General features: G+C 60.2%; 9 protein-coding genes and 1 pseudogene. 6 read left to right on the top strand and 4 right to left on the bottom strand.

Annotated elements, in window-relative coordinates; all coding sequences use genetic code 11:
- Positions 1 to 8 precede the first annotated feature (8 nt).
- A complete protein-coding gene (locus P8X48_10555) occupies positions 9 to 902 on the bottom strand; it encodes a YihY/virulence factor BrkB family protein (GenBank protein MEJ2107745.1) in 894 nt (297 codons plus the stop codon).
- 569 nt (positions 903 to 1,471) lie between these two features.
- Between P8X48_10555 and P8X48_10550 the strand changes: the two are divergent.
- Positions 1,472 to 2,196: pseudogene (locus tag P8X48_10550) on the top strand (formate/nitrite transporter family protein).
- Between the two features lie 63 nt (positions 2,197 to 2,259).
- Positions 2,260 to 3,993, top strand: a complete 1,734-nt coding sequence (locus P8X48_10545; protein ID MEJ2107744.1) for a bifunctional protein-serine/threonine kinase/phosphatase — start codon at positions 2,260 to 2,262, stop codon at positions 3,991 to 3,993.
- A gap of 16 nt (positions 3,994 to 4,009) precedes the next feature.
- Here P8X48_10545 and P8X48_10540 read toward each other — a convergent pair whose 3' ends face one another.
- Positions 4,010 to 5,275 carry a nitrate- and nitrite sensing domain-containing protein gene (locus P8X48_10540; GenBank protein MEJ2107743.1) on the bottom strand — a complete coding sequence of 422 codons (1,266 nt, stop codon included), beginning with the start codon at positions 5,273 to 5,275 and terminating at the stop codon, positions 4,010 to 4,012.
- A gap of 199 nt (positions 5,276 to 5,474) precedes the next feature.
- Between P8X48_10540 and P8X48_10535 the strand changes: the two genes are divergently transcribed.
- On the top strand, positions 5,475 to 6,953 hold the full coding sequence (locus P8X48_10535) for a nitrilase-related carbon-nitrogen hydrolase (GenBank protein MEJ2107742.1): 1,479 nt from the start codon (positions 5,475 to 5,477) through the stop codon (positions 6,951 to 6,953).
- Between the two features lie 695 nt (positions 6,954 to 7,648).
- On the opposite strand, the gene mscL is transcribed toward P8X48_10535, so the two are convergent.
- Positions 7,649 to 8,050, bottom strand: a complete 402-nt coding sequence (gene mscL / locus P8X48_10530; protein ID MEJ2107741.1) for a large-conductance mechanosensitive channel protein MscL — start codon at positions 8,048 to 8,050, stop codon at positions 7,649 to 7,651.
- 179 nt (positions 8,051 to 8,229) lie between these two features.
- A complete protein-coding gene (locus tag P8X48_10525; protein MEJ2107740.1) occupies positions 8,230 to 8,691 on the bottom strand; it encodes an isoprenylcysteine carboxylmethyltransferase family protein in 462 nt (153 codons plus the stop codon).
- Between the two features lie 213 nt (positions 8,692 to 8,904).
- Between P8X48_10525 and P8X48_10520 the strand changes: the two genes are divergently transcribed.
- The 3 genes from P8X48_10520 to P8X48_10510 form a co-directional block, all read left to right on the top strand.
- Positions 8,905 to 9,225, top strand: coding sequence for a metalloregulator ArsR/SmtB family transcription factor (locus P8X48_10520; GenBank protein MEJ2107739.1), 321 nt, complete (start codon positions 8,905 to 8,907; stop codon positions 9,223 to 9,225).
- Positions 9,222 to 9,722 carry an SRPBCC domain-containing protein gene (locus tag P8X48_10515; GenBank protein MEJ2107738.1) on the top strand — a complete coding sequence of 167 codons (501 nt, stop codon included), beginning with the start codon at positions 9,222 to 9,224 and terminating at the stop codon, positions 9,720 to 9,722. Before P8X48_10520 ends, P8X48_10515 begins: the two co-directional genes overlap by 4 nt.
- Before the next feature lie 110 nt (positions 9,723 to 9,832).
- Positions 9,833 to 11,324, top strand: a 1,492-nt coding sequence (locus P8X48_10510) for a glycoside hydrolase family 15 protein (protein ID MEJ2107737.1), incomplete at its 3' end; no start/stop codon positions are given.

Below are 11,324 nucleotides of genomic sequence, written 5' to 3'. Positions count from 1 at the left end.
CGCCGAACTCAGGCCTTGATGCGCTCATATTCGGCGATGACCTGGGCACCGACGAGCAGGATCAGCGCGCCGACTTCGAGGCTGAGCAGGATAATGATGGCGGCGGCGAAGGTGCCGTACACCAGGTTCACCAGGGACAGGGTGGAGAAATACCAGACGAGGAAATGGCGGGTCAGTTCCCACAGGATGGTGGCGGTGATTCCGCCAATGAGGGCATGGTGTACCGCCAGCCGGCCCACGGGCATGACCAGATAGAGCGAGGTCAGCAGCAGTACCTCACCAAAGATGCCGATGAAGTACATGACCCAGCGCGCGGTGCCGCTCAGGGAGTAGGCCTCGCCGAACATGTGGAAGGGCGAACCTTCCAGGGTATGAAGTGCCGAGCTGAGCGAAGTGATCAGCAAAAGGGCAATGGCGAGTACCAATATATATATGTAGGGGATGATGGCCGACACGAGGAAATGCCGCCGGTGCTTCACCCGATGATAGAAGATGAGGGACATGGCGTTCTCCAGCGAGGTAAAAGCCAGGGAGCTGAAGAACACCAGCGAGATCACGCCGATCGTGCCAATGAAACGCCAGTTAGAGATGAATAATTTGATTTCAGCAGTCAGCTGGTCGGCCAGTCCGGGGGCCACCACTCCCAGCGCATCGTGGGTAGTTGCCAGCAGTTTGTCGGTCGGCGTCAGATGCGACAAACCAAGAAGAATCAGGGCGAGAATGGGAATCAGGGACAGCAGGGTATTGTAGGCAACGGCCCCGGCCAACAGCAGCACCTGCTGTTCCCGCATGGCCCGGAACACGCCTTTGCCGAACTGCCATGGATGTCGCAGCACCACTTCCACACGCTTTGGGTGCACGAGGCCTAGCTTCGCCAGCAGTTTGTGAACGCAGGCTTTCAATCGGTTTTCCGAGTGTCCATGCAGCATCGGCGGCCTCTGTATCCGGAGTTCAGTTTTCACCGTGGAACGGGCTGTGTCCAGCCGATTGGTCCGTCCGCGCATCACCATGGTGCGGGCGCGCACCCGACAAGTGCGCCGGACAACCTCCTGCCACCAGACTGCCAAGCCTAAGTGTTTGAAAAATCAATTTTTGTTTCTCTGGCACGGCGATTGCTTTTGTTTTCTTAGCGAACCCGTTTTGGGCAACGACGCCAGTGGTTCGCGAACACGTTTTCCGGCTTTGACCTGAACAGTAGTCGCAGGTCGGAGCCCAACACAGCTGCGCGGGTAACGAAGCCCTGAGTGTCAAAGGCCAATCTGGCCGCGGCACTTGGGGCTTTTTTGTTGGGATGTTCGAACTGCAGCTTGTTTGGGCTCAGCGAGATCGCCGATCTCGCGTCACGGGAATCGAATTTTTTGCCAGCCTGGGAAATTGTTCTACTTAAACTGAAGGGGAGCTTGCTATGTCTTATCTCGAACCATCGGAATTTGTAACCAAAATGGTCGATTCGGGAGAATCGAAGGTATACATGTCCACCAAGGACACTCTGATCCGTGCATTCATGGCGGGCGCAATTCTGGCGCTGGCTGCGGTGTTTGCGATCACGGTCGCGACCAAGACCGGCTCGCCGCTAGTGGGCGCGCTTCTGTTCCCGGTGGGCTTCATGATGCTGTATCTGATGAAGTTCGACCTGCTCACGGGTGTTTTCACGCTGGTTCCGCTGGCGCTGCTGGACAAGCGTGCGGGCGTGACCTTTGGCCAGGTGATGCGCAACTGGGGTCTGGTCTTCATCGGCAACTTCGCCGGGGCATTAGCGGTTGCGTTCATGATGTCGTTCATCCTGACCTACGGCTACACCACGGACGGCGGTGCCATCGCCGCGAAGGTCGGACACATCGGTGAAGCCCGTACCCTGGGCTACAAGTCGCACGGTATGGAAGGCTGGGTAACCATTTTCATCCGCGGCATGCTATGCAACTGGATGGTGTCCATGGGTGTGGTTGGCGCCATGATTTCCACCTCGGCTACCAGCAAGATGATGGCCATGTGGATGCCGGTCATGCGAACATGTTCCTGTTCCCGTTCTCCATGATCATGGGTGGTGGCTTCACCGTTGCCGACTACTTTGTCTGGAATGAAATTCCGACCGCACTGGGCAACATGGTGGGCGGATTTGTGCTGGTGGGACTGCCGCTGTACTACACGCACGTTCGAACCAGTGCGGAGCGCGTCGTCCTGAAGAAGGTTGCCTGATTTTTTCGCAAGCTGAATTGCCGGCCCCTTTCCTGAAGGGGCCGGTCTCTTGTGAACATGTCGATGCCACTGCAAATCGCCATTGGGCAATACTCGGACAAGGGTCGCAAGCCGGTGAACCAGGATTTTCACGGCGCAACCGTTCCGAAAGAACCGCTTCTAAGTTCGAAGGGGATTGGGATAGCGCTTGCCGATGGCATCAGCAGCAGCGAAGTCAGCCAGTTTGCCAGCGAGACGGCAATCCGGGGTTTCTTCGAGGACTACTACAGCACGCCCGAATCGTGGTCGGTCAAGACCTCGGTACAACGGGTACTGCTGGCGGCCAATTCCTGGCTGTACGCGCAAACGCGCAACGGTCCGTATCGCTACGACATCAATCGCGGCTATGTCTGCACCTTCAGCGCGCTGGTATTCAAATCCAGCACCGCGCATGTTTTCAGTGCCGGCGACGCGCGTGTCTACCGGATTCTCGACAACCACCTCGAACAACTGACCGAGGACCACCGCCTGTGGGTCTCGCGTGAAAAGAGTTTTCTCAGCCGTGCCCTGGGCATGAAGGAACGGCTGGAGATCGACTACCAGTCCCTCGCCATCGAAGTCGGCGATGCCTTCGTCCTGGCAACGGACGGCATCTACGAATTCGTACCCGAAAGCTTCGTGCTGGAGACCTTCCGCCAACACGCCGACGATCTTGACCAGGCGGCGGAAGTGATCGCCGAGGAGGCCTTGCGGCGGGGCAGCACCGACAATCTGACCATACAGATCGCCCGAATCGAGCGGCTGCCTGATCCCGCGATCAATGAGTTGCAAAGGCAGATATCGGAACTACCCCTGCCGCCGGAACTCCGCCCGCGGATGATCTTCGATGGATACGAAATCGCCCGCGAACTGCATGGCAGCAACCGCAGCCATGTATACCTCGCGATTGATACCAACAGTCAGAAGCAGGTCGTGCTCAAGGTCCCGTCCGTTGACCTGCGCGATGATCCCGAATATCTCGACCGCTTCCTGATGGAGGAGTGGGTCGCACGCCGCATCGACAATGTCCACGTAGTGAAACATTGCGAGCAGACGCGCAAACGGAACTACCTCTATATTGTCACCGAGTTCATCGAGGGCCAGACCCTCGCCCAGTGGATGCGGGACCATCCTCGACCCGATGTCGAAACCGTACGGGGCATCGTAGAACAGATTGCCCAGGGCCTGCAGGCACTGCATCGACACGAGATGCTGCACCAGGACCTGCGGCCGAACAATGTCATGATCGACCGCAACGGTACGGTGAAGCTCATCGATCTCGGATCGGTGCACATTGCCGGTGTCGCGGAGATCGGAGGCAAGGGACAAGTTGAGCAAATTCTGGGTACTGCCCAGTATGCGGCGCCGGAATACTTCGTTGGCTTTACGGGCACGCCCAGATCCGATCAGTTCTCCCTCGGACTTATTGCCTACCAGATGCTGTCGGGGCGACTGCCCTACGGCACGAATGTAGCAAAGGCAACGAGCCGTTCGGCACAGCGCAAACTGGTGTACCAGTCACTGCTGGATAACAAACTCGGGATCCCGGCATGGATTGACGGTGCCGTGCGCAAGGCGGTGCATATCGATCCCCTGAAACGATACGAGGAAATCTCGGAGTTTCTCTACGACCTGCGCCACCCCAATCCGCGCTTTCTTCGCAGCGAGCGCGCGCCCCTGCTGGAGCGCCACCCAGTGCGCTTCTGGAAGGGTGTGTCGCTGGTTCTGCTCGTGATGCTGGTTTACCTGATCGGTACTTCGGCCGGGATCCACCACTAGCCTGCGCTGCTTCGCCTCAGGACAGATCGATCAACGATAGTACGGTCTCGGCAACGTCCACCAGACGGCGGTTTTGTTGCATCGATGTCGATCGTAGTTTCTTGTAGGCCTCTTCTTCCGTCAGGTTGAATCGCGCCATCATGATTCCCTTGGCGCGCTCGATCGTCTTTCTTTCGTCGAGCGCCCTCCGGGCCGACGCCAGTTCGCTTTCCACGTTGGCCAGGCGACGTGACTGTGCCTGCAGCAATTCGATCACGGAATGGACCCGGTGCGGATGTTCGTCGCCCGGCGAGAGAAAGCCCACGGACTGTTCTACCGGCACGTCAGGATCGAAGAAGCGATCGACGAGGCCGGCCCCGGCTGGCGGTTTCTCCCGCAGGCTCCGGACCAGGCCTTCGGAATCCTGGAGCTCGCGTTCGGCATCGGCGATGCGCGCCGCACATCGTTGTTGCAGTTCGTCGACGAGTGCGCACTGCAGCGTCCACAGTGCCGTGATCCTTTCGGTGCAACGGTCGAACCAGGTATCGCTAAGGTTCTTGTCCAGGACCATGCGTGCGCCCTTGGAGGAAAGCAGGCGACGCAGTCGCTCCAGTTCCGCAGAATAGGAAGTTCCCTGCATATCCTGCCATTCAATCGCGGCGGACTCGTCTGCGAATTTCAGAAACACGCGGAAGTGGTCGTCCTGGGCCTCGCGCAGGCCCGCAAGTCGTTCCTGCACCGGTGCACCGCAGATGCCGGATGCGAACGCCAGGGCACCCACTGCACGTTCCTGACCGGCGTACTCCTTGCCTTGTACCAGGTTAAACAAGGCGACCAGCAGCTGCGAGATCTCCGGATCGATTGCCGCATCCGCGACCTCAAAGATCAATGAGATGTGCCCGGCGATCAGCCGGCTGAAGGCGGCGATGGTGTCATTGCCGGACATGCCCAAACGTCCGATGTACTCGCGCAGTTCCGGCATGGTGTCCAGACCAAGCAACACCCAGGCGATGAGGGAGATGATGCGGGCGTTGGCGCCGGACGGATTGGCGAGTTCGGCCTCAATCTGGGCGCGCAGGCGCTGTTCGACCTGTTCCGACTCCTTAATATAGTCATTGCGCGCGTCGGCAAAACGCTTTCCGGACGAGGCCAGATAGATGCTGGTCGCCCCGCGTTCCACCTGGAGTGCATGGATCATCGCGCCGGCGGCCGCGACCAGCTGGGCGCGCGCCATCAGCCGCTTGAGCTCGTCGATTTCACGCTGTTTCGCGGCGAGAACAATTTGCGGTACCGATACGGACATGGGCGACAGAGACCAGGGATGACTCCAATACAATATATAACAGTGGTGCTGAATTTTGGAAAAGTGACCTGCGCGTGCCCAGGATCTTTCCTCGGCAGCCCGCCTGTGCCTGTTAACCAGTGCCTGATCGCGCTATCGTAATCATGGTCGCAAGCGTGTGCCGGTTCGACCCTGATCCTGCCTGTACAAGGAGCGCCCCATGGATATCCTCGCGAAGGCTCTCTGGCTGCTTCTCGGCTCCGCCATTCAGCTACTCGGCTTCGGTCGCTGGATGACACCGCTGGCGGCGTGGCTCGCGCCCGTGTTCCTGCTTCATTTCGCCCACGGTCTGACGCCCGCCATTGCAATGCTCTGGATCTGGTTATCCCTGGGCGTTGCCATGGGCATCAGTCTGCGCGGAATCGTTCCTATCCCGGGCATCGCCTACCTGGTTCTACCCATCACGACGGGCTTGCTGGGGGCGCTGCCATTTCTGTTCAACGGCCTGGTGGCACCGCACGTGCCCGGCTTCTGGGCCACGCTGGTGTTCCCCGTCGCCCTGACCGCCATCGAGTTTCTCGAGGCCCGCCTGAACCCCTACGGCACCTGGGGCGCAACCGGCTACACCCAGCACGGCGTGCTGCCCTTGATGCAACTGGCCTCGGTCACCGGTGTATGGGGGATCGGCTTCCTCGTCGCCTGGTTCGCGGCGGTGGTGAACTGGGCCTGGGACCGCCAGTTCGCGTGGGACGCGATCCAGTACGGTGTCCTCATATTCGCCGGCGTAGCGGGCGCCATATTCCTGCTTGGTGGTCTGCGCATCGCGCTGGCACCGGCGCGCAAGACGGTGCGTATCGCCGGCGTCGGCTGGCCCAAGGGCATCCTGGAACGGGAGGAATTCATGCCCGCCGTGTTGCCCGGCCTGACTACGGAAAGACGCGAAAAGCTCAGACAGGCCTTTGCGCGCGTGCACGACTCGTTCTTCCTCCGCAGCGAGCGCGAGGCACGCGCCGGCGCCCGCGTCATCGTGTGGCCGGAGGCCAATCTCATGGTGTTTGAGGAAGACGAATCCGCCGTGCTGGAGCGCGCCCGCGGCTTTGCGCGCGAACACGGGGTACATCTGGTCCTGGGCATGGCGACCGTGCTGCCCGGCGAACGCTACACCTTCCGCAATCACGCGGTGCTAGTCACAGCCGCGGGCGAGACCCTGTTCGACTACACCAAGTTCACCTCGGTGCCCGGTTTCGAGAAAAAATTCAGTGTGCCCGGCGACCGCGCGATGCCCATTGTCGATACCGAGTTCGGCCGCTTTGTCTCGCCGATCTGTTTCGATATGGACTTCGACGGCGTCGTCAACCAGGTCGGTCGCGGCCGGGCGGACCTGATGCTGGTACCGGCCAGCGACTGGAAAGACATCATCCCGATCCACCAGCAGATGGCGGAATTCCGGGCCATCGAAAACGGTACCGCGCTGTTCCGCATCACCCGCTGGGGCGCGTCCGGTGCTATCGATCCCTACGGCCGAACCCTGGCGTCGATGGATGACTTCAGCGCCGAGGATGCGGTGATGGTGGCGAACGTGCCGGTCAGGGCCGGCGTGGGCACAGTGTTCTCCCGGGTCGGCAACCTGTTTGGCTGGGCCTGCGTCGCTGGGCTGGCAGCGCAGATCGGAGTACTCGCTTTGCGGGCGATTCAGTAGCGCGGGAATCGGGCGGCGATGTGCTCATCATTATGAGCTGTGGAGACAGATGATTGCGGGGTATTTCCCCATCGATGGACAGCCAACGAACTGACACGACGGGCCCGACCGTCAGCTCCCTGCCGGCGGCGGGCCCATCCACGGAGCCGGGCATCCCTTGCCTGCCTCCCTGCTCCATTGCAAATGGAGCTCGTTCCGCTACGGCAGCCGCCCCTACGTGGTGACACGCACTTCGGGCCAAGTGAAGCCGCCATCCTCCGCACACGGCAAGCCGGCCTCTTGTACCGGCTGTCTGCACTTCGTCCCAATTCCGAACCGCATCGCCATTGCCGTCGCACGCTGGTGGCGAGTCGGTCCCGTCGTCACGTGGCTCCGCATATTCCCGAAGTCATGGCACGGGAAGCCGGTACAAGGCGGGTCAATGCGGCGTATGCGATTCGGATTGGTTTTGACGTCTCCCTCAGCTTTCAGTTGTTGTTGCGGTTGTTTTCCCGTAAACAGCTTTTTACTTGCACCTCTCCGCCGGGACAAACCTCTCAATCCCGACGTCACACATCCTAACTCTCAATACAATTCGCAGCTCTGATGCACATCAAGAATCCTGACCGTTTTCCTTCACTATGAAAGGTCAGTAACCACGCGGCTTCTCCCGTTTTCCCAGAAACAAAAGCGGCGTGCTCGCGGGAGGCCGAGAGCTATCGCTGCTTCAGCAGATCGCGGATCTCCGTCAGCAGCTTCTCCTGTGCCGGCGGTTCGGCCGGTGCCTTGGGCGCCTCTTCCTCTTTTCGCTTCATTGCATTGATGGACTTGATCACGATGAACATCGCGAACGCGACGATGGTGAAATTGACAATTGTCTGAATGAACTTGCCGTAGCTGATCACGACCGCCGGGGCACCTTCTGTTGCCTGCTTGATGGTGACGACAAGACTTGAGAAGTCGACACCCCCCAGCACTACTCCGATGGGCGGCATGACCACGTCCCCTACCAGGGAGGAAACGATCTTGCCGAAAGCGGCACCGATGATAATGCCGACGGCCATGTCGACCACGTTGCCCTTGACGGCAAATTCCCTGAACTCTTTGAGCATGCCCATGGCTAGGCCTCCTGTGGAAAGCGCGGGGTTGGTCCGGACCCAGGCAGCGCCATGCTGCGCCAAGTCGTGCGGGAGACATTCCGGCATGCCGGGTTAGAAGTCGATGACGTGGATCAAAAAAGGAGGCTGACGCCTTTTCCTCGCAGGGGCGTGCGTGGCGATTGGCAGGCTGCGCGAAGTTACAACCAGCGACGGACCCTGGCCTGATACTCCCGGTATTCGTCGCCGAACACGCCGACCAGCACCTGCTCTTCCGGTCGTATCTGCAGCACCTGGATGTAAGAGATGAATCCGACGACTCCGATCAGCGCCGCGGGCGAGGCCAGGAAACTGGCCCAGGCGCACAGTTCCAGGGCCAGGCCGACATACATCGGGTTGCGGGTGATGCGATAGATTCCGCTATCGACGAGGGCGGAAGCCTTGTGCGGGCTCATTGGATTGATCGTAGTTCTTGCGCGACGAAAACTCAGGATACCCGCAAGCTCGAACACGACCCCCGTACCGAAAAGCAGGACGGCGGCGATCAGTCTTGGCACGTACCCAATCTCCACTCCCGGAGTCAGCCGCGCCAGGCCCCACATGATCACGGCAAATAGGATTGCCACTACGGGTGGCGGAATTCTGGTTTCGAGTCCCTTCATGATCTCTCCTTTCGCGGCGGGAGGCCCGGAGAAGATTCTACGCCAATATTCGGGGAGACTTGCATCGACGGTATTTGCTCTCTGATCCAGTTCTTCGTTCGTTCCAACCACTGGGCACCGGGAATGGACCCAAAGCCGTACCCACTCATTGCGCAACTGATCGGTTGCGCGTATAATTGCAACCAGTTAGTTGCAGATATTCCCCAAGGAACCATGAAAAGAGACATTTTTCAGGCAATCGCCGACCCGACACGCAGGGCGATCATCGCCCTGATCGCCTCCCAGGCGATGACGCCCAACGCCATCGCCGACCACTTCGACATCTCGCGCCAGGCGACCTCGAAGCACATCCGCATACTCGACGAGTGCGGCCTGGTGCAGACGGAGAAGACCGGCCGGGAAATCTACTATCAACTCAGGCTGGAGAAGATGCACGAAATTGACGTCTGGCTGGAGCAGTTCCGCAAGCTGTGGGAAGACCGCTACGAACAGCTGGACGACCTCCTGACCAATTTGAAAGGAGCGAAGAAATGAGCGCCGATCTGCAATTCGACTTCCTTGTGGACAAGCAAGCCAACACCATCACCGTTCGCCGAGAATTCGCCGCGAAGCGACAACTGGTCTGGGACTGCTACACCAAAAGCGAGCTTCTGGATCGATGGTTCGCCCCCAAGCCGCTTACGACCAGGACAAGGTTCATGGACTTTCGCGAGGGCGGGTACTGGCACTACGCCATGATCATGCCGGACGGCACGGAATACTGGAGCCGGCAGGACTACGCAAGCATCCAGCCGATCGAGCACTACACCGCGCGCGACGGATTTACCGATGAAACCGGTGAAGTGAACCCGACCCTTCCACAATCGGATCAGGATCTCACGTTCAAGGACCTCGGTGACCATACGCTGGTGCAAACCATCGTGACCTACCCGTCTCTGAGTGATCTGGAAAAGGTAATCGAGATGGGCATGCAGGAAGGACTGACCTCGACGCTGGAACGCCTGGATGAACTGCTGCCGACGCTGAGCTGACGTATTTCCGCAAAGTAAAAAATCCGGAGTGATCGTTCGTCAATTGCTCCAGGCCCTGAGAACTATCGCCGCTTCCTCCGGTCTCAAATATGGGAATGTAGTGACCGATCATGCCTGGCATCAAGCAACAACAAAACGATGAACTCCGATCGGCGCAGCAGGCGACGGCGTATCCGGCGATCAAGGACTATGCGCTGATCGGGGATTGCCGCATCGCGGCCCTGGTCAGTCGCGACGGTGCGGTCGAATGGCTGTGCCTGCCCCATTTCTCCGGCGACAGCGTCTTCGCCACCATCCTCGACCGCCGCGTCGGCGGACACTTCGCCATCCGCCCGACGCAAGCGTACCGGGTGCGCAGGCGCTATGTCCCCGGCAGCAACGTACTGGAAACGACTTTCGTCACGGACGGCGGCGAGGTGTGTGTCAGTGACTGCGTACCCATCGTCACCGACGCGCAGTTCGCCGATCACCTGCAACCACAGCGGGAGCTGTTACGCGGGGTGGAAGGGATCGCGGGTGAGGTCGAGATACAGGTCGAGTTCTTTCCCCGTCCCGCGTACGGTCAGCGATCGGCACGGATCCGTCCGCGTGGCGCCCTCGGGTGGCAGTGCATGTTTGGCAACCAGGTACTGAATCTGCATACGAACCTCGCTCTGGCCGTCCACGGTGGCGACCGCTTGCTGGGGCGCACCGTGATGAAGGCCGGCGATCGCTACGATGTTTCCCTGACCTATGCCCAGAGCGATATCAATGTGATCGTTCCCGTCGGCGAGGAGAGCCGGCGGCGACGCGAGGCGACGGTGCGCTGGTGGCGGGAATGGGGTACGCAATCCACCTACATGGGACCATACCGTGAGCACGTCGAGCGCAGTATCCTCACGCTCAAGCTGCTGACCTACAGCCTGTCGGGGGCACTCATTGCCGGGCCGACCACGTCGCTGCCGGGAAAGATCGGCGGAGTGCGCAACTGGGACTATCGCTTCTGCTGGATTCGCGATGCCGCCATGACCCTGCGTTCCTTCATCGACCTGGGTTTCATCGCCGAGGGCGAGGCCTTCCTGGGATGGATGCTGCATGCAACGCGGCGGACCTGGCCGCGGCTGCGCGTGGCCTACGATGTCTATGGAGAAACGCATTTGCGCGAGCGCGAGTTTCCCGGCCTCGCGGGGTATCGCGATTCGCGCCCGGTGCGCATCGGCAATGCCGCGGGCGAGCAGCACCAGCTCGATGTCTACGGCGAGGTCATCGCCGCCGCCTACGAATACGTGCTGCGCGGCGGCCGGCTGGACCGCTCCGAGGCACGCCTGCTGCTGGGATTCGGCAACATGATCTGCCGCGAATGGCGCCGGCCCGATCAGGGTATCTGGGAGGCACGGGATGCGCCGCGCCACTATACCCACTCCAAGCTGATGTGCTGGGTAGGCCTGGATCGACTACTGCAAATGGCGGAGGCGGGCGTACTCGAGGTAGCGGCGCAGCGGTTCGCGTCCGAACGCGACGCCATCGCCGAGTTCATCGAAACCCGCTGTTTCGATGCCGAAGCCGGGACATTTCTCACCGCGGCCGACTGCAATGAAGTGGACGCCAGCATCCTGCTGCTGG

This window comes from Acidiferrobacteraceae bacterium (genome assembly GCA_037388825.1).
In the GTDB taxonomy this organism is placed as follows: domain Bacteria; phylum Pseudomonadota; class Gammaproteobacteria; order Acidiferrobacterales; family JAJDNE01; genus JARRJV01.
This window is presented reverse-complemented; position numbering and strand designations above follow the sequence as displayed.

Bases quoted from the DNA above. Each gene is read 5' to 3' on its own strand.
- P8X48_10520 (MEJ2107739.1), top strand. From the start codon at position 8,905: ATGAAAAGAGACATTTTTCAGGCAATCGCCGACCCGACACGCAGGGCG.
- mscL (MEJ2107741.1), bottom strand. From the start codon at position 8,050: ATGGGCATGCTCAAAGAGTTCAGGGAATTTGCCGTCAAGGGCAACGTG.
- P8X48_10525 (MEJ2107740.1), bottom strand. From the start codon at position 8,691: ATGAAGGGACTCGAAACCAGAATTCCGCCACCCGTAGTGGCAATCCTA.
- P8X48_10515 (MEJ2107738.1), top strand. From the start codon at position 9,222: ATGAGCGCCGATCTGCAATTCGACTTCCTTGTGGACAAGCAAGCCAAC.
- P8X48_10540 (MEJ2107743.1), bottom strand. From the start codon at position 5,275: ATGTCCGTATCGGTACCGCAAATTGTTCTCGCCGCGAAACAGCGTGAA.
- P8X48_10545 (MEJ2107744.1), top strand. From the start codon at position 2,260: ATGCCACTGCAAATCGCCATTGGGCAATACTCGGACAAGGGTCGCAAG.
- P8X48_10535 (MEJ2107742.1), top strand. From the start codon at position 5,475: ATGGATATCCTCGCGAAGGCTCTCTGGCTGCTTCTCGGCTCCGCCATT.